The 19,053-nt window shown below is 59.8% G+C and carries 14 protein-coding genes and 2 pseudogenes; 9 read left to right on the top strand and 7 right to left on the bottom strand.

The window, feature by feature from the left end; translation table 11 throughout:
• Positions 1–368: 368 nt before the first annotated feature.
• Positions 369–2,522, top strand: coding sequence for a DEAD/DEAH box helicase (locus ACQU6B_RS05290; RefSeq protein WP_430868999.1), 2,154 nt, complete (start codon positions 369–371; stop codon positions 2,520–2,522).
• A gap of 177 nt (positions 2,523–2,699) precedes the next feature.
• Here ACQU6B_RS05290 and ACQU6B_RS05285 read toward each other — a convergent pair whose 3' ends face one another.
• Positions 2,700–2,918, bottom strand: a complete 219-nt coding sequence (locus ACQU6B_RS05285; RefSeq protein ID WP_430868998.1) for a hypothetical protein — start codon at positions 2,916–2,918, stop codon at positions 2,700–2,702.
• Between the two features lie 141 nt (positions 2,919–3,059).
• Positions 3,060–3,428 carry a hypothetical protein gene (locus ACQU6B_RS05280; protein WP_430868997.1) on the bottom strand — a complete coding sequence of 123 codons (369 nt, stop codon included), beginning with the start codon at positions 3,426–3,428 and terminating at the stop codon, positions 3,060–3,062.
• 304 nt (positions 3,429–3,732) lie between these two features.
• On the opposite strand from ACQU6B_RS05280, the gene ACQU6B_RS05275 reads away from it, so the two are divergent.
• Positions 3,733–4,935: a Fic family protein gene (locus ACQU6B_RS05275; protein ID WP_430868996.1), complete on the top strand. Its 1,203-nt coding sequence runs from the start codon at positions 3,733–3,735 to the stop codon at positions 4,933–4,935.
• Between the two features lie 35 nt (positions 4,936–4,970).
• Positions 4,971–5,153: pseudogene (locus ACQU6B_RS05270) on the top strand (IS3 family transposase); the annotation flags it as partial.
• A 450-nt stretch (positions 5,154–5,603) separates the two neighbouring features.
• On the opposite strand, the pseudogene ACQU6B_RS05265 reads toward ACQU6B_RS05270, so the two are convergent.
• From ACQU6B_RS05265 to ACQU6B_RS05255, 3 genes and pseudogenes are all read right to left on the bottom strand, one after another.
• A pseudogene (locus ACQU6B_RS05265) lies at positions 5,604–6,778 on the bottom strand (IS3 family transposase).
• A 252-nt stretch (positions 6,779–7,030) separates the two neighbouring features.
• Positions 7,031–7,345, bottom strand: coding sequence for a hypothetical protein (locus tag ACQU6B_RS05260; protein WP_430868995.1), 315 nt, complete (start codon positions 7,343–7,345; stop codon positions 7,031–7,033).
• A 126-nt stretch (positions 7,346–7,471) separates the two neighbouring features.
• On the bottom strand, positions 7,472–7,972 hold the full coding sequence (locus tag ACQU6B_RS05255) for a hypothetical protein (protein WP_430868994.1): 501 nt from the start codon (positions 7,970–7,972) through the stop codon (positions 7,472–7,474).
• A 749-nt stretch (positions 7,973–8,721) separates the two neighbouring features.
• Between ACQU6B_RS05255 and ACQU6B_RS05250 the strand changes: the two genes are divergently transcribed.
• The 3 genes from ACQU6B_RS05250 (at position 8,722) to ACQU6B_RS05240 (ending at position 11,554) form a co-directional block, all read left to right on the top strand.
• Entirely contained in the window at positions 8,722–9,762 is a 1,041-nt protein-coding gene (locus tag ACQU6B_RS05250; protein WP_430868993.1) for a peptidoglycan-binding domain-containing protein, read from the top strand.
• Positions 9,753–10,418, top strand: coding sequence for an ABC transporter ATP-binding protein (locus tag ACQU6B_RS05245; protein WP_430868992.1), 666 nt, complete (start codon positions 9,753–9,755; stop codon positions 10,416–10,418). The genes ACQU6B_RS05250 and ACQU6B_RS05245 overlap by 10 nt, the downstream gene beginning before the upstream one ends.
• A 116-nt stretch (positions 10,419–10,534) precedes the next feature.
• Entirely contained in the window at positions 10,535–11,554 is a 1,020-nt protein-coding gene (locus ACQU6B_RS05240; RefSeq protein WP_430868991.1) for a hypothetical protein, read from the top strand.
• A gap of 1,358 nt (positions 11,555–12,912) precedes the next feature.
• On the opposite strand, the gene ACQU6B_RS05235 is transcribed toward ACQU6B_RS05240, so the two are convergent.
• Both ACQU6B_RS05235 and ACQU6B_RS05230 read right to left on the bottom strand, forming a co-directional pair.
• Complete coding sequence (locus tag ACQU6B_RS05235) at positions 12,913–13,470, bottom strand: hypothetical protein (protein WP_430868990.1); 558 nt, start codon at positions 13,468–13,470, stop codon at positions 12,913–12,915.
• 1,044 nt (positions 13,471–14,514) lie between these two features.
• The gene (locus tag ACQU6B_RS05230; RefSeq protein ID WP_430868989.1) at positions 14,515–15,480 is read right to left on the bottom strand and encodes a hypothetical protein; all 966 of its coding nucleotides are present in this window, start codon (positions 15,478–15,480) and stop codon (positions 14,515–14,517) included.
• Positions 15,481–16,716: 1,236 nt separating this feature from the next.
• On the opposite strand from ACQU6B_RS05230, the gene ACQU6B_RS05225 reads away from it, so the two are divergent.
• From ACQU6B_RS05225 to ACQU6B_RS05215, 3 genes are all read left to right on the top strand, one after another.
• A complete protein-coding gene (locus tag ACQU6B_RS05225; protein ID WP_430868988.1) occupies positions 16,717–16,938 on the top strand; it encodes a hypothetical protein in 222 nt (73 codons plus the stop codon).
• A gap of 663 nt (positions 16,939–17,601) precedes the next feature.
• Positions 17,602–18,150: a hypothetical protein gene (locus ACQU6B_RS05220; RefSeq protein ID WP_430868987.1), complete on the top strand. Its 549-nt coding sequence runs from the start codon at positions 17,602–17,604 to the stop codon at positions 18,148–18,150.
• Positions 18,071–18,883: a S1 family peptidase gene (locus tag ACQU6B_RS05215; RefSeq protein WP_430868986.1), complete on the top strand. Its 813-nt coding sequence runs from the start codon at positions 18,071–18,073 to the stop codon at positions 18,881–18,883. The genes ACQU6B_RS05220 and ACQU6B_RS05215 overlap by 80 nt, the downstream gene beginning before the upstream one ends.
• Positions 18,884–19,053: the final 170 nt, after the last annotated feature.

Raw genomic sequence — 19,053 nt, 5'->3', positions numbered from 1 at the left:
TTCGGAGTGCGCCGCCGCGTCTTCTGAAACATGCCCGCTAATTTCCGGTAGCATCGTGTTCCGAACGGTATACATGCGGGTGCCGGGCACCACGCCCGGGCTTGTCCGTGGATGAGCAGGGCTACGGCCGTGATCCGCGGTGATTCACAGTGTTACCCGGCCACGTGGAACCATCGGTATCAACACGGCCAGCGGGTCACGCCAGCGGAACCGCTACCAGTGGCCCCGCGCCCGATCTCGTGGCCCTGACCTCGGTCTCACATGGCCCAGGTTTACGCGCTGCGGTCCCCGCCCCGCCGAGTCCGGCGCGGCTGTTGTATGAAGCGTTGCGCCGCACTAGCGGCGCGTAGATTCATGAAGGAGGAGATGTGGCACAAGCAGGCCAACGCCGTTCCAGTGGCGCGCGACCCGAGCGCGGCTCACAGCGGCGCCGGAACCCCCGTGCCACCCCTCAGGGCCTCCTCTCGGTGCTCGCGGAGATCGCCCAGGAAGTCGACCGCGCCGTACGGAAGCCGCCCACGCGCCCGGTGGTCCGCACCAAGTTTCAGGTAGTGGCGCAGCTCGTCCGAGAAGAACGCACCCGAGTCCTGGCCGACGATTCCCAGAGCGACTCGGGCCGCACCAAGAAGCTCAAGCAACTCGACGGGGTGGCGACCATCCTCGCCAAGACCGCCGTCCGCGACACCTCGCTACTACAGCTGCTCGCCGAGGACGCCCGGGTCTCAGATTCCGCGCGCGCCTTCAAGGTGACCGTGCTGCGTGCCGCCGGAATGGAGCCGCCCGAGGAACCCGAGCCCGAGCCTGTCGCTCCGACTCCGACCTCCTCCAGTGCCAAGAGCCAAGCCGCGCCGCAGTCCGTGATCGCGCGACAGCTGGCCAACCCGTTCCTGGCCCCCGACTTCGAGGCAGCGGCGGAGCGCAACGCGTCGCACGCCCGGCGTCTGGCCGGCTGGGAACTCCTCGAGCCGTTGTTCAAGTCCTTCGAGGTCGGCGGCGCCGGTACCCCCGCGTGCATGTCGCTGCCCGCACCACGGCCCGTCCCCACTCCCCCGGGCCGGGAACTGATGCCTCACCAGGCCCAGGTTGTCGCGGCTGCCGCCAGCGGACACCGCACGTTTCTGCTCGCCGACGAGCCCGGCCTGGGCAAGACGGCCCAGGCACTGCTCGCCGCGCAGGCGGCCGATGCCTTCCCGCTGCTGGTGGTCGCGCCCAACGTGGTGAAGACCAACTGGGAGAACGAGGTCCGACTCTGGACGCCCCAGCGAAAGTCGACTGTGGTTCACGGTGACGGCGATCGCATCGACGGGTTCGCGGACATCGTGATCGTGAACTACGAGTTGCTGGACCGCCACGTGGGATGGCTTGGAGACCTCGGCTTCCGAGGAATGGTCGTCGACGAGGCTCACTTCATCAAGAACAAGAGCTCACAGCGATCCCAGCACATTCTGTCGCTCTCGGAGCGCATCCGCGCCCGTGCCGCGCGGCCTCTGCTCATGGCGCTCACCGGAACCCCGCTCATCAACGACATCGAGGACTTCCGCGCGATCTGGCAGTTCCTCGGCTGGATCGACGACGAGAAGCCGCGTGGTCCGTTGATGGCCGCTCTCGAGAAGACGGGGCTTACCCCCGTCAATCCCGGCTTCAACACCGCAGCGCGCGCCACCGTGATTGACATGGGAATTGTGCGGCGCCACAAGGTCGACGTCGTGGCAGACATCCCGGCACGCCGGGTCGCCGACCTCCCCGTTGAACTCGACGGCGCAGTCGGACGGTCGATTCTCGCGGCCGAGGCCGCTCTCGCCAGCCGGCTGGTTGGTCGTTACACGGCCGCCATCCAGGCCCGTCCGGCGCACAACGCTGGGGACGAGATCGACCTGGACCTGGTTCGCCGGGTCGCGGCATCGGAGCTCAAGGAGTCGAGTTCCGGAAGCAGCGAGGAGAACGTCTTCACCATGGTCCGCCGGATCGGGCAGGCCAAGGCCGCGCTCGCCGCGGACTACGCGGCGCAGCTCTCCCGCAACGTGGGCAAGGTGGTCTTCTTCGCCAAGCACATCGACGTCATGGACAAGGCAGAGCAGATCTTCGCCGACCGCGGCATCCGCTACGCCTCCATCCGCGGAGACCAGACTCCCAAGGTGCGCGCCAAGAACATCGCCGCGTTCGTGGACGATCCCGAGGTATCGATTGTGGTGTGCTCCCTGACTGCCGCGGGAGTGGGGCTGAACCTGCAGGTCGCCTCCAACCTGGTGCTGGCCGAGCTTTCCTGGACCGACGCCGAGCAGACTCAGGCCATCGACCGGATCCACCGCATTGGGCAGGACGAGCCCGTGACCGCGTGGCGAATCATCGCCGCGCACACCATCGACTCCAAGATCGCCGAGCTGATCGACAGCAAGTCTGGCCTCGCCGCACGCGCGCTGGACGGGGCCGCAGAGGAAGACGACTCGTCGACCGCGTCAGTTCAGCTCGAGGCGCTGGTGGGCCTGCTCACGGACGCCCTGAATGCCGAACACCTCGGTTAACACATAAGCACCCGTCCGGTTTCGGCGCTTACGTCTCCGGCGTAGGCGCGAGACTTCGCGCCAGGTCCAGGGCAACGTCCTGAACCACGATGAGTTCGTGGCTGCCATCCTGGTCACCGGTGACGATGAGGAGCACTCCGTCTGGGATACAAGTCCGTGGGAAAGTTCCGTGACGCATTAGCGGCACGTGCGGCCCGGAAACAATACGAGTGCCGCGGCGGGTATGACCAGGAAAACAGTCCCCGTCACCAGCGCCGTCATGCTGAGCTCTCCCGCGAGTCCCGGGGATAGTACGAATACCATCCACCACGCAAACAGAACCCCTGCCATCATCAGGGCCCAGATCTGCCCTTTGCGCTCGACCCAGTAGGTCCCCCGGCGCTGGATGATATCCATCACTCCACCCTACGTGCAGGAGCAGACATTGGCCTTGGCAAGGCTGGCCCCTGCCGACAAGAGCAGAGCCACGGCAGTCCGGCGGGCGCAACGCCCCACGCGCCGCCTTAGTGGCTGCGGGGCAGGGCGCTTGCTTGCGGCCTAGTGCTTTGGGACTGAGAGCGCGCGAGCCAGATCGATGGCGAGTCCTTGCTCGACAACAAGCTCGTGCCTCTCATTGCGCGAATCCATCACCGCCACCCAAGCGCCTCCCGGCACGTCGCGACCATCAATAATCGCCGTGACTCTGCGGAGCCAATTGCGGCCAGGGAGGAAAGACAGCAATGCGGCAGGCGGAAGCAAGAACATGGAACCGACAAGGAACGACCACGGATCCGTAGCGCCAACCACGGCCGGGAGAACTATCAGTACTACCCAAATTCCGAGCAAGATCCCCGATAGCACCTTTGCCCAGGTCTTGCCCTTGTATTCAAGGTAATACGTCCCACGCCGCAGCGTAATTTTGTTCATCTAGCCACACTAGCGGGACACCCCTGCTGGCGCCCGGGAATGCGTCTATCCCTGAAATGCTCCTCGCTCGCCGCAACGTCGACCAGCGCACACTCCCGCGCTTGGGACTGCTGAACGGTTTGGTGACAGTTTGGTTTAGGCCGCGAGGGTTCAACTGTGCGCTCATATTATCAAGGTAGCCATAACGCCCCCGATGGTTACCCGGCGACGCCCGCATCGACTTCGCGGTCTAACCGCAAACAACGCTCGGCCTACTTGCACTTATTGCCCCTAAATGCAAGTAGCGTGCTGTACTCTTGCGGTTATGGAAAGACGAGGATGGCCGCCACACACCGTCGAGACTCTGCCGTGGTCGCAGCAATTCCGCGGGGGCACGCGAGAGGACCGGGAACTCGACACCGTGCACACGAGTGTGCCTCCCAACATTGCCACACTGAACTATCCTCCACCGCTGCCCATTACCGTGACCAGCGAGCACGCGCTGCTCGCCGTGGCGCAAGCCGATGCCGACGCCGAGGGCCACTCATCGGCTCTCAGCCGGTTCATGGTGCGCTCAGAGTCAGTCGCCTCCTCCAAAATTGAGCGCGTTTCAGCGAGCGCGGAGGACTTTGCGCGCGCGCTAGGCGGAAGCAGGGCGAACACTTCAGCGCTCAGCATGGTGGCCGCGTCCACAGCGCTCGTCACACTCATCGATAGCGTCGGCGCTCGCGGAGCCTTCACCATTGGGGACATCACCGCCGCCCATCATGCCCTGATGCTCGATGATCCCGACGAGGCGCCTTACGCCGGCAAGGTACGCGACATGCAGAACTGGATCGGCGGCAGCGACCACTCTCCTCGCGACGCACTGTATGTACCGCCCGCGCCGGCGCGCGTTCAAGCGCTGATGGATGATCTCATCATCTACCTCAACCGCGACGACGTGCCCGTCATGGTGCAAGCGGCCATCGCTCATGCCCAGTTCGAGTCGATCCACGCTTACACCGATGGCAACGGTCGCATCGGCCGCGCGCTCGTATCAGCCTCATTGCGCCGCCGCGGCGTCACCCGTCACGCAGTTGTCCCTCTCGCGAGTGGCCTCCTCGCCAAACGGGACGACTACTTCGCGGCACTGACTACCTACCGAGCCGGAGACCCGGCACCCATCATCGATGTCTTCGCCCGCTCCGCACGAGCTGCAGCAGTGTGCGCGCGCGACTCCATTGCACGGCTGGCAGCAATCCCCGGCGAATGGGAGTTGGCGATCAAGCCCCGCGCAGGCTCCGCGGCCGCGGTGCTGATCCCCGCATTCTTCGACAACCCTGTCATGAACGCCGAGGAGGTGATCGCGCTCACCGGCGGCTCCGAAACTCGCGCGTACCGCGCCATCGACCAGCTCGTTGGCGAAGGTTTCATCACCGAACTCACCGGACGCAAACGCAACCGCGTGTGGGTCGCGTCAGAGGTGCTCGCCGAACTCAATGACCTCGACAAACGCATCAACCAAGAGATGTCCAGGCAGGGTTAAGCACCATGCGCCCGCACGAGCGCCATGGACTCAACGACCGCATGAAGTCCGCGCTCGCTGTCGCAGCCATCAACAACGCAGACGCCAGACGCGGTGACGTATCAGCCTGCGTGGTTCGTTCTGATCGTGGAAGCCAATTTAGGTCCAGGAAATTCGGCCACGCTTTGGCCACCCACGGCATTTTCGGATCCATGGGCAAGGTAGGCGCTGCAGGCGACAGAACACCTCGGCCGATTGGCGCCCATCGATTTCGAGACCATCATGACAAAACAGGTCCCCCTCGCGGCCTAAACCAAACGGACACCTAATCGTTCAGCAGTCCCAAGCATACTCCCTGGTAAATCTAGTAAAAACGGATGAGTTGGCCGATACGCCGGGTTTTACCTAAGCGGCGACATCGAGCGCTATCGAACGCCAGGCGGGACCTAAACTACCTGGTAAATATACTTCGGCGTGTCATCCAAAGTCAGTGCGCGCTAGTAGCGTTGCGAAGTTTCTGCGAAGTTCTTGCTTGCCCCGCCGACTGACCCCCGGGTCCAATCTCAAGAGCACGAAGCCTCGTGCATACCGACAAGACCGTTAACGGCCACACCGCCACGTAGGCGACTTTGGGCGCTCCGCGCTCGCCTTTAAACACCGGACGCCGCGTGACCTGCCCCCAGGTTTGGTTACCTGGTGAGGTGTGTTCTTTTGGCGTGGGTGGTGTTCATTTCGGACTGTAGTTCAAAGTCGACTGGCGTGAGGTAGTTGATGCTGGAGTGGCGGCGTGCGCGGTTGTGCCAGATCTCGATGTATTCGAAGATTGCGTTGGTGAGCTCGAGTCTGGTGTTCCAGCGTTGACGATCAAGCAATTCGATCTGCATCGAGGACCAGAACGATTCAATCATGGCGTTGTCGAGTCCGTCTCCGACGGTGCCGAACGAAGGCATCAGACCTGCACTCCGGATTCGGTTGCCAAAGGCCCAAGAAGTGAATTGGGCTCCATGATCTGCGTGAACAATACCGCCGGGTGCGGGATTGCGGGTCTTGATCGCCATATCCAAGGCGCTGAGAACGAGCCGGGTGTCTTGGCTGGAGTCGATGGACCATCCGACTATTTTGCGGCTGAAGGCATCGAGCACGCAGCAACAGTAAAGCCAACCTTCACGAGTGCGATGTTGCGTGATATCGGTGACCCACAGCTCGTTTGGCCGTGACCGGTGGAACTTTCGATTGACGAGGTCATCAGCGGTGACGACGCCACGCAACCGTTTGATCCGCGAGGGTCCTGGCAGACCACGCAGCCCTTCAAGGTTCATGAGAGTGCCCACCAGGTGGTCACTCACGCTGACACCCATCCCAAGCGTGAGCTCGGCATGGACCCGCCGGTATCCGTAAGTCCCCTTGGACGACAGATGGACCTCACGGATCAGTCCGGTCAACCACTCCCTTCGCATGGCAGTGGGCGAGGTTGGTCGATTGCGGTAGCGGTAGTAACCGGGCTTCGACACACCCAGGATGCGACAGCATGTTAAAGCTGGATGTCCGGCGGCGGCAAGGACGTCGATCACCGGGTGAAGCCTTTTGGGTGGGGCTTATCCTCCCCAAGAAGACTCGCCGCGACCTGCAGAATCTCGACTTCACGCTCGAGCTCTCGAATCCGTTTTCGTGCTGCCTTAAGTTCTGCGTTTTCTCCGGTTGTGATGCCCGAGATTTCGCCATGGTCGACGCGGTCTTGGCGCACCCAATTACGCAAGCAGCCCTCGCTGACGCCCAGGCTAGGGGCCACAGCGGTGACGGGTTTGCCGGCACGCACCAACGCGACAGCTCGGTAACGAAACTCCGCAGGATAGGCCTTTGGCATGTTCAGACTCCTTGTACTCGAGCCAAAACAACACTCTGCCACTGGTAACCAAACTATGGGGCAGTCAGCGAGTCAACGAAACCGGGGGCAGTCCCCCCCCGCTATCCTGCGTCCGGCGGGATGCTCTACGAGGATCACGGAGCCCAGTTCGCTTCATGGGCCTTCGTCTATCGGATCCGGGGGCAGGCTAACGAGGCCCCGAACCGTTCTGCAGCCCAGACTCGCTGTCGGATACGAGGATTCAAGAGTCGTCTAAACAGGCCAAACCCAATCTCCACGTATCAACTCGCGGTAGGTCCCGCTCGTGTAGTAGTTGCCCGAGCCACTTCGCCAATTCGTATAGAACTGGTAGGAGGTTCCGTTGGGTGAAAAACTGTGGCGCACGGCGATTCTAGAGCAACGATTATTGGTGTCGGAGATCCAAGCATAGTCATTCACATAGCTGGTACCCGTATCCGGTTCGCAATACGTTACGGCATGTGCTGGCTGCGCTTCGACAAGAATGCCGGTCGCAGCAAGCGCCACTGCAAAAACTCCGGCAAAGACGCGAGGGGTGCGCAATTCCATAGTTACTCATCTACAAAGATTAAGACCGATATAAGGTGATTCTCTAAGACCCCAGTGCCCTATGTCAACAGCAACATCAAACGACGCGCACGGCTCGGAGTCGAGTGGCCAATACTCAGCGCATGTTTAGAATTCAGTGATCTCCTGGGCGTTGAGGCAGTCCCGACCGGATTCCCCGCTCTTGACGATCTCAAGTAGCCACTCTCGAATCGGCAACTCACCGTCGACGACTATTCCTGCATCTTCGATGCAGGTTTGAAGTGCGGGGCGTTTGGCATCTAATGCGCTATCCAAGACCTCCTGGATGGCTGGCTGCGATGAGTAGGCCATCTCGACGTAAAAGCTGTGAGCTCGAATGCATTCGTCCGGGACCGGATTGTCAGGGCCGCCAGAAGCCTTGGAGCCCGCGGCGAACCCATAATTCAATCGAGGGTACCCGGAGCTTTCATCGAAATGAGGGCCGTCAATTTCAACCCCAGCTTCGGCGATGCATTCGAGCGAATAATCAATCGCTTGAGCGTATTCTTCGAAAAGGAGCTCTTGAGCCTGGACCGCGCGCCGAAGGATACTCAGCTGATCGGCATCCACAGCGTCGTCCGCCTTCGCGAGTTGCTCGTAGTATTCCAACGACCCTTCCTCGACCAGCCCTGACGCCGGCTCAGCGGTAGAGAGACTATCCGAAGTTGCGGGGCTAGATGCCGGATTTGATGCATCACTTGAGGCAGAACAGCCGCTCAAAAGAACTACGACTCCCAACACCCAAGGCAGGAATATCGCACGTACTGCGTGGTTCACGGCTCCTCCTCTATCGATTACTAATTTTCGGCGCCTCTTGAAACGCGACGTTGCGCAGCCGCCACGCTTCCAGATATCGCATCGTGGCGCAACACCAACGTGGGATCGAGAATTCTCGTGGACCAAGCGATCGGGAGGGACAACAGTCCGCCACAAGTCGGAACTCCCAACCCTCACCGCAACCAAAATGACGACAACGGCGCAGGTTTGCTCTGATGTGATAAGGTCCGATTGGTTCATTGGTGAGAACGCTCAACTGCATACTCTCCAGTTTGTCGAACAGTCACGTTAAAACCATCGAGGAGAGCACCGATGCGGCATCGAGCCCGGCGAAGCATGACCACGCTCCTCGCTGGTAGCCGCTGCATCGGCACTAAGCGCGGGACCCCAAGCCGACGCCACACCGCGAGACTATGGACGAGGCAATCAGTTTGTTAACCAGAAATGACGGTGGTTGCGTCTGCATTATAGATACCCGTATGCGCAACGACTTTACGTAGACTTTTGGCTGTAAGAGCTGGTAGACACAAAGCATTCGTGAGCGCCGGAGCGCGCAATCGACCGATTGGATGTATCGAGAGATGACAGGAAGCGCCAAAGGTTCACGCCAAAGCGGGATCACGATTGCCGTGATAGTCGTATTGATTGTGCCGTTGCTTGCCGCAGGCGTATGGGTGTTCGCCGCGTCCAGCGAGTCGCCGCTGGAGTCTGCGGCACTGGTGGCGCCGCTCATCGCCACCGTCGAGTCGGCGACTCGCACAGAGTCTGCGGACGTTGCCATCGCAGTGGTGCCGGGAGTGGCTTTTTCACCTTCCACCCAAGCATCGGGGACCCTGACGGAGTTCGGTGTGGAGCCGGGCGACAAAGTGAATAACAAGGACGTGTTGATGACCGTGGACGCCAAGTCAGTCCTCGCGTACACGTCAGAGCAACCGCTGTATCGCGATGTGACTCGGAGCGCGACGGGCGCAGACGTGAAGACCGCCCAGCAGTTGTTGATTGACTTAGGGTTCCTCGAGGGTAAGGCGGATGGCAAGGCCGGGAACGCCACTGAGCAAGCTGTTAAGGCGTTCAACCTGGAGTACGGGTACGGCAAGAACAACCCTGTGTTATCGCGGTCGTCGTTGGTGTGGATTGGTGAAAGCCCGGTGACAGTGAGCGAGGTCAATATTGCTGCGGGCGATACGGTGTCGCCGGGCACAGAGGTGTTCGCTACCACGTCGGCGGTTGCAGGGATCGCGGTAACTGAGACCCCGAGCATCCCGCGTGATGGTGTCCTAGAGTTAGTGGCCGACGACATCACCGTCCCGTATGTTGCGGGTTCGGAGCAAGTGACTGACCCCGATGCTGTGGCGGCCATTGCCGCGATGCTGGGCAGTGTGACAGAGTCTGTTGCCACAGTGCGACTCGCGGAGCCAGTCACGGTGGGCACCGTGCCGTCCTCGGCGATCGTCGAGGACAGCAATGGCATGGCGTGTATGTTCCCCTCAGTCGGCGGTGCGGCGGTGGTGGTGGTTCCCACTGGTGGAACGTTGGGCACTGTCGATCTGGACCCGAAGCTAATTAGTGATCCGGTGTTGGTAAACCCACGCGAAGTGCGAGGCGACCTGTCTTGCGGCTAGTAGCCCGCGGTGTCACACATCAGTACCCCCAAGGCGACCATCAGGTCCTGGCAGGGGTTGACTTCGACATCCCCGCAGGCACGTCGGCCGCGGTCATCGGTCCCTCTGGCTCGGGCAAGACCACATTGCTGTCCTTGATGGGCAACTTGTTGCCCTTGCAGACCGGCACCATCACCGCGGTGGACGAGGATGGGGTCGAGCGGTCGCTTACATACACGGCGTCCTGGGTGCTGCAAACGGTGTCCTTGCTGCCTGACCGCAGCGCGGTCGACAACGTCGCCGTGGGCGCCTACTCGGACGGTGCCACGCGGGCCGATGCTTGGGGCCGGTCAATTGAATGTCTGGCGGCGGTGGGGTTGTCAGGGCGCGAGGACGATCCAGCCCGGATTCTGTCCGGAGGTGAAGCACAACGCGTAGCGATCGCGCGAGCGTTGGCATCACGGCGGCCCATCATCCTGGCCGACGAACCCACGGGGCAGTTGGATGCGAAAACCTCCGCCACGGTGTTGGACGCGATGATTGGATCCCACGGTGAGCGCACGGTGGTGGTGGTGACCCACGACCCCGAGGTTGCTGACCGGTGTGATGTGGTGTTAGAGCTACGTGACGGGCGCATACATCAGCGCACCAACAGGCGAAGCTTGAAGGAACGATGATGGCGCGGAACGAGGATCATCGGTGGAGGCAGGTGTGGCCCTTGAGGTTGTCTGCGCGAGAGGGTTTCGCGACAGCACGCACGGGCCGATGGTCCAGTTTCCTGATTGTGGTCGCCGTGGCCTGGATAATCGCAGCACCGGCCATCGCCGATGCCGTGGAAGTGACCAAGACAATAGAAGCCGAGCAAGCGTGGATTGACGCGGGGGGTTACGTGTTCGTTGCCACCGGCATGCGTACAGACGACGGCGCCAACCCTATCCCGGCATCGGTGTGTGAGAGGTTGTCAAAAGCGGACGGCATCAGTGCATCGTTCGCTCTGCAACGCACTAGCGCTTCCGGCTCGGTTGCCCACATCCCCGGCGGCCGTGCCTCGATATACGACGTGTCAGCCGGGGCACTTCCATTCCTGGGGGTAGCGCCAGCAACGAACGGGGTGGTGCTGGTCACGCATGGTTTTCTTGACCGCACCGGGGTTTCCGACGGAGAGGCCGTGCGGGTTACCCGGCGTGCCAGCCAAGGCTCTGCCGCTGCAGAGTCCGACCCCCTAACCGTCCGAGTAGCCGACACCCAGATTTTGGGCGAGGAATTCGACGGCGCATTGCTGATGCCCGCCCAACTTACGGACACCGCCAGCGCCTGCTATGTCAAGACGGACGCCGCACACTACGACGCGGTACATGCCGCCTTGCCTGCCTACCTGGCGTATGAGGGTGAGCCTTCAATTACGAACCCGCGCTTGTTCGGCTCCGAATTCACCGTCGACTACACGACCGCTTTCCAGGACCGCCCACTACGTTGGATGTGGATACCCGCCGCCGCGCTTCTAGGGTTGCTTTGGGCCATGTTGCAATGGTCCCGCCGCTCCCAAACAGCGATTTACGCCACCTTCGGTGTGCGCGTCCCCTCCCGCATCGTCATGCAGACTTCCGAATGGGCGGTACTCGCTATCACCGGCTTAGCTTTTGGGTGGGCCATCGGCATCACCGGCGCCCTCGCGCTCGGCGCCCGTACGGACCAAGCCCTGGCGCTCGCCAGTGCTCACGCGGCGCTGACGCTCATCGGCGCCAGCGTGCTTGTGATCCTCATCGCTCTGCGCCCCACCGGAACTTTACTCAACGCCCTCAAGGATCGTTAATGAGCGATGACGAGCATAACTCTATGCCCCTGAAATCAGAAACATACAGGAAGCAGACGACTTGTATTGATTTTTCCTGGCGTCGAACACATTTGGAAGTGCATCGCCGTGGCGTGCGCGAGTGTGGTTGGTTTAGCCCGCGGGAGAATTCAATCAAGAACCTGTCCTCTGGCGCCGTCGCATTACCGTCAGTTTGAATGACCCCTGGTTCGTTCGAATGGCTGAATTCGCGGATGGATGATAGCAGTGTCAGAAATGAAGAAGTATCCCCGGAAGTTGCAAGATCTGGCGATGATACTCAGGCAGGATGTGCGCAGTTAGGAACCGTGTAGGTCATCGAATGCTGCAGTGTTCCAGATCCAACAGCGCACCGGCGTGAGGCCCGGCACTTTGGTTGGGTAGTTAAGGCAGTTGCTTGTTGATGTTGGAGGGCGACTGGCGGCACGACGAATTACTCTAGAGGCACCGAGTATCTCGAGTCTAGGTCGCATAACCTGAAATGCGCTCGTGACATCCTATTGACGACGTCGAGTTTCTTCGCGCAAAGGGCGCGCGGCTTTATTCACTCCTTCTAACTACTACGCCTTCAGGAAACCTCCAGTCGCTGCACGTCCATTGCGAGACGGCGGGATGGAGGTTGAGATCGAAACGTTCATTGGGTTGGAACCTTAGACACGGGATCGCGGACGCGCGTGAAACGTGTCGGCTGTTCGATCGCAAAACGTTGACGTGGCTCGATGCACTGTCGAGCGGCTGGCTAGGGCTCCCGGATTACGTAGTGTGAGTCGCGGCGACCGGTAAGTGTCTGAGGGCGCCTCTGTCGCGGTGACGCGAACGAGTCGCCGCTCGATGTGAATCAGCATTGGGGTCCGCCGAGACGCCGGGTTTGCTCCGAATGTACTGACACGCAGCCTTATTCGCAAAGATGGCGACCTTGTGGACAACGAGACACGACTCACCGGCGGGAACGTCTCCGCGAGTAATTAGCTCTGGGGTGACGCCATGCGCCACCCCAGCGTCACCTTTCAACGCCTGCTAGCTCACGTCCGCTCCCACGGAATCACGTGGGTTTCGGAGCCACGCGGTGTAGACATTTCGGGCCGCGTTGCCTCTCATGTCTCCCCGGCAGAGTGGCGCAAAGCAAGGCCGCACATCGCGCCGATGCTGCCGTGCTCACCGAGGTTGCTCGCGCCATACACCAGTGGCACGATTCCACGTCGAGTTTTCGAACTAGCGGCGTAGACCTGTGGAAGTGCGCGGTACGAAATCCGGCAGATGCCGATGCTTAGTGTTTGCGACCATTGCAATCGCCGTAGAGAGTACGGGCGCTGGTCAACGAGCGTTGGGCGCTTTTGAAACTAAAGACCATCGATTCCCGAAGCACTAAGGCAATCGACGCTGTTTCCGTCAGTCTCCTCTCCCAAGACCTCTAACGCCTGCATCGCAAGCTCCCACCCGGTGGCCTCTAGATCAGGGGAATAGCCGTTTTCACTAAGACACTCGCGCAGTTGTGGCTCGCGTGACGTCACGTACGCGCCCAACGCGTTGCGCGCCTCCGGCTGCAATTGGTAGGCGCTGGATAGCCAAAACGAGGTTTCTTTCTCACACGCATCAAAGAGGGCATCGGCCTGGGGCGTACTTAAATCCGATGGGTGCTCTGCAACGTACTGGGGCACGACGTAGCCCGACGCCTTGACCCCATCGCTCACAGACACGGTGAAACCGGATTCTTCTAGGCACTGAGCGTTCGCTGCAATGGCTTCACGAACCAGTTCCACATCGATTTTTCCCGACTCGCGAGAAGCAATCAGTGCATCCACCTGTTCCTGCGAAGCGTCCCCCGCGCGAGCTTCCTCAACGTACTTGTCTATGAACTCGGTGAACGGCCCTGCGGACCATGGTTCCTCGGTCTCCATTGTGGTCGTTGAACAACCCCCTAGGCCTAAGACAGCCGCCGCCCAGCACACTGCTGTCAGACGGGCTTTACCACGACGCATAGAAGTCGGTCATGTACTGCGCAGTAGTTGAGGAGAACCTATTATTCGTCTGGGTGCTCGTCGTATACGTGTTGCCGAGGTGCACAAAATGAGCCTTAATGCTGAACGGCCAATTCGGACCCCGCACTGTTGCTTTGTAAGAGGCAGACCCGATGTAATCCTTCTCCCAACTAATCGTGCCAGAGGTAGATTGCCTCGACCCGTCCTGAGTGGTCCACCCTGTCGTGCCCGCAGACGCCGATCCCGCAACCCCAAGAACGCAAACACCGGTCAAAGCAGTGACCGCCAATGACTTCCTGAACTTCATTGTTCACTCCCCTGCGCGTCTCCCCTTTGGCGACAAACGCATGACAACCACCCTAGCAAGCGCACCCCCTACCCGCAAATGGGGGACGAGGAGGCCTCACAAGCGAACTTTGGGCGGTCATACCTGGTAGACCTGGAGTATTTGTTAGTCTCGGACCTCACAACCGACCTATTGGATGTATCGAGAGGCGACAACATAGAGCGATTGGATGTATTGAGAGATAACAAGAGCGACTTCCCCAGGCAAACTTGGCTCCTTGACCTTCTCCCTGGGTTAGGTCACCTCGTCTGGTGTGGTGCTTTAACGTGAGATCGGTGGCCCAATCCGTACCGCCGACGTGCCCGAACTTGTGGCCTTGTGGTGGGCGCACTGATTCGCCAAGGGCCGGCTGCGCTCCTCCATTGGATACTTCACACCGATGAGATTGACGACCTTTACTTTCTTAAGAACAACCTCTAAATCAAGCAGTCGCTGAGAGAAGCCATTCTCCTCTAAACTCGTGCATTTCACCTGTTCATGCATCACTTCCTAGAGCACTTTATACTTTTCGTTCAGACCACCATCATTACCCCTGGAACGATTGACGTCCGTGCCGCAAGTAAACCCGAGAAGTCCATGGCGAAAACACGAGTCCGGCAGACTGCAGTTCGCTGTCGCTATTCAGCGGATTGTTCGAGAGTGGAAGATAGTTCGACCTGAGGCTCCCAATCAATTCCCGGTGCGGACAAAAGCTCGTCGCCGGCACCTGACCACCACCCGAGCCGCTGGAAAAAGATCCTTTCGTCACCGTCACACTGGGGCCCAGATGTTGAGTAGATCTCGGAACGCGAGGTGTCGCCGTCAGGTGAGATATATACAGTCTCAACATCCGCGCCCCCACGCCAGCGGCGAATCTCACTGTGCTCCAGCGTTGGAGAAGAACGCTCCGTTAACCAGTAAAGCCAATCTCCGCAAAACACCTGAGAACCGGCGACCGAGTCTCCGAGCGAGATTGGCTCACCTTCTCCGAGCGCCACTAATTCGGTATGGAAGAAACCATCGTCTTCGCCACCGGTCGCGGTCTCGTTCCACACGACTAATTCGTTGCCGACTACCGCCCGCGATGCGCAGCCAGGTACCGCCAACTCTTCGACTTCCCCAGTTTCCTCGTGAATCCTGTTCACTGCCCAGCACTCATCGTCCTCAGTTCGGGTCAGGAACGATACGTCTCCCCCGCTACTCTTCAACCAGCCAATATCTGAACCTGCGTCCACACACGAAACTACCTCGTCATCTACTGGGGACAAGGGGTCGGCGAAGTCGACTCTTGCAATACAGTGCTCGCCTGCTGAGCCCGGGGCGGTGAAGTAGAAATCGGTACCCGAAAGCGTGTATTCGGACCAGGAGTCACTCTCATAAACGACGGTCGATTTGTCGGCCTCCGGGTCCCAGACCACGATCTCGAATCGGCCAGTAGCGTCAGAGCCGACCCCAAAAACGACGGCTTGGCCCACGCCGATAGGTTCCTGCACAATTCCGTCGTGAGCCTCGTAAGTGCGAGACGTACCATCGGACTGGTAGGAAATGAGTCGCGAAGATGATTCATCGTCGTAGTAGCGTGCGATCACAGTATTATCGGCCACAGGACCGTAAGTGGGGAAGCCCTCCGACCCTGGAATAGCTATCTCCCAATCCATCAGCGCTTGTGGAAGGGGCGAAGCCGACGGAGAAGCCGTCATTGATGCGCTTGGCTCCGGGTCGGCAACCTCAGACTTGTCGGGTGTGGGTGGAGGTGTTTGCAATTCTTGACCCGTGCAACCCGCCCCAAGCAAAACTGTCATCACCGCCCAACATGTAAACGTCCGTCGGCTTCGCCCGCTACTCATACGCCGATACTACGCAAGCCTGGTAGTTCGACGAAGGCGGATGAGTTGGCCGATACGCCGGGTTTTACCTGAGCAGCGACATCAAGCGCTATCGAACGCCAGGCGGGACCTAAACTACCTGGTAAATAGACTTCGGCGCGTCATTCAAAGTCAGTGCGCGCTAGTAGCGTTGCGAAGTTTTTGCGAAGTTCTTGCTTACCCGCCGACTGACCCCCGGGTCCAATCTCAAGGTCACGAAGCCTCGTGCATACCGACAAGACCGTTAACGGCCACACCGCCACGTAGGCAACTTTGGGCGCTCCGCGCTCGCCTTTAAACACCGGACGCCGCGAGACAAGGAAACCCGCCGCAGTCCCGTGCGTAATTCACGAGACACAGGCCAGGGCCTCTTGCTGGCTAAGGCGCGCCGCACCTACGGCCGCGCGCCGACACTGAGCCCCTCGCAAGTTGACGAGGCTCCTAGCGCCGCCCCGAAGACGACGAGGGGGGCGGCGTGTCAGCATGTTGCGAACCAAAGTGTGCCCCGGACGACTGCACAAACGGCTACGGCGCCACCGGCCGTACTCTCGACGCAGTAAACGCTCCGGGCATTGACGGTCCGCCTCATTTTTTCCGCACAGCGTGCATAATTGGATGGCGGCCCGAAAGACAAGAATCAGCGCATCTCTAAACCACGAGAGAGACAGCACAATGACAGTGCAGGACGATCCAAATTACGAATTCCTGAATTCAGTGAGAATCAGCTCACCGTTCAGTTTCGTTCACGACAGTGACCTGCACAGGCGACCAGATCAGCAAATTGCGAGACCTTGGAGTGACGCGATTCTTGCGATTGCGGCAGGGCGACCGTTCGCGGCCGGTGCGTTCGGAAGCGCGTCAACCCCGGGCTCGCCCGCGGAGCTCGCGCAGTTCGTGGGAGTAACTGATCGAGCAATCATTCACGGTGAAGCGACGGTCCACTTTGAGGCGCAGGGCAGCGCGACAGTGAGGGCGTTGCCTCTATCTCTCGTCACGGGATGGAAGATTGATCGATTCCACGGCTCCGTGGTTGCTGCTCAGGATCCTTCAGACGCCATTCCCAGCGACTGCCGGCTGGTAGTCGAGACAAGCAACGGCCAGAAGGTCACGTTCGACACCTCATCAGCTGGCGACACCAACCGACCCAAATTTCATTGGGACGATCTAGTAGCCGTGATGGGACTCCTCTCTAAGTAGCGCCCGAGGGAGTGAGACTCACCGCTGTTGACATGGGCGAGATTGATGGCGAGAAGTATTCCGACAAGGGCGCTTTAGCGGCCGATTCGGCTGCGGACTCAGTTTGAAATAGAGGCAAGTCGCAAGAAGATTGTTCCTGGTAGATACGGTAAAAACGGATGAGTTGGCCGATACGCAGGGTATGCGCCCCGCACGGCTTGTTTTTGGCAAAAACTCACGGCACTTACTGATTACCAGGGTTAGCACTGCCTTGGCATGGTGGCCTCGGGTGGCAGTTACTGATACGCGTGCGAACACATTGCGGACTGGCGCACTTTCGCACCCTCAAGACTTCGGGGGCATGACCCCCATCGAGTTCAAGACCGTATACGCTCAACAAACAATGGCCCTCGCGGCCTAACCCCACCAGTCAACTAATCCTGGGGCAGACCCAAAGGCCACTTACTGCCGTCCCTATCAGAAGGAAGAGGTCTTGACTAAAGACAACAGTTCTCAAGTCACTTGGACGGACACCGCGTCGTTCTACGGTGTTGGACTGAGTTCGCAAACTGGATGGAACTCCAAAGGACGTTTGAAGGTGACGATGGGCTCTGTTGGTGGTCAGATATGCGGCACAAATGGTTACGCTACGACATCGAAGGCCTATCAGATTGTCGTCAAGTAGTGATCGCAACCTCTCTGAAGGTCCTAGGTATGGGCCTTGTTGGACTGACTGTGGTGGCGCTTGCTGCATGCACTGCGCCACCACAGAACGGTCCTCTTGTCGGCCCCCGGAGCGCTGCTGGGGCAGTAGTGTTTTGCGCGCCGGCGCGAGACGTAGATGCTCAGAAATTTTATGCTGAGTCTCTCACCAATCTAGGTACGGACTCGATAGAGATACTTGATATTTCCGGCTCTGGGCAGTCGATCAATACCCCGACCTATGGCCTCGACCTGGAAGCTAAAGAAGACGAGCTTTTGGGATCCTGGTGGTGGCCTTCGACCGGTGAACCAGGGGTCGAACTTGCGATGAAGAGGATGACGGCACCGGTTGGTGTCATCATTGAACCTGGGCATTCAGTGGAGCTCTTCGCGGGGTTCTCACCGACCGAACAAGGTGGGCAGGGGAGCCTTGAGAAGACGGTCGTCGAGTATGCCAGCGGGGGCACTAAGTTCCGTGAAGAGATCCTTGTCCATTACCAGCTGCGAGAAGGCGATGGTTGCGAGAAGTAGCGCACTAATCTTGACCTTGATTGGTTTAGTGTCTGGCTGCAGCGTAGACCGACCACCGGTGCTGCCCTCGGGAGCATTCGTAGCAGTCATAAATGCGAGCTCCGCGGACGACCGGATTTGGGACAACAACTACTGTGCTGGGGTGCTCGTCGCAAAAAACGCAGTAGCCACAGCGACACATTGTGTTGACTCAGGCCCACTCCCAGACGTTGTGGTCGGAGCGATGAATCTATGTACTGATCAAGGCGAGAGGCGCCACGTTAAGAATGCAATTTTCGGTGACGGCGAAGCCCTCGAACTCACCCTCTTAGTACTCGAAGACCCCGTAAAGGCCGACTATGCCATAACCGCGAGAGAATCCGTCAGTTCAGATCTCGTCGCGACAGGATGGGGACGAACTGCCGTCAACGCACCTCGCAAATGTGACTCAAAACTCGTGAGCCTAACTTCGACCCCGGGCAGTGATTGCGAAGCCACGCTGAGAGCTGCAACGGCCAGTAGCGCCGCACCAAAATCTACCGTGTGCTTGCAGGCTAACGGGGAGACGAACACCTGTATTGGCGACAGCGGTGGTGGTGCATACGACGTAGTCGGAGGCGACCTGAGAGTTCACGGCATTACCCTCGGGGGGCTCGGATGCACTACCGCCGAACCGGGCCTATATGCAGGCCCTCGCGCCATAGACGCCCTTCTGACTCAGGCAGCGTTAGAGCCACTGAGTCTGCCGAACTGATCGTTAGCCGCGGAATGCAGCGACCCCTCTCCTTTAGTAAGCTGCTGCGTCTCGTTGTCTGAGGTTTCACTCATAAGGTTCAGTTTCCTTGTTCCGTCTGGTGCTTGGCGACGTAGTGCTCAAGCACTCCTCCGACGAGCTGCGACATTCTCATACCCACTGCGTCCCCT

This window comes from Demequina aurantiaca, assembly GCF_050598105.1.
Classification (GTDB): Bacteria; Actinomycetota; Actinomycetes; order Actinomycetales; family Demequinaceae; genus Demequina; species Demequina aurantiaca_A.
The sequence above is the reverse complement of the archived record's forward strand: the minus strand, read 5'-3'. Positions and strand labels throughout refer to the sequence as shown.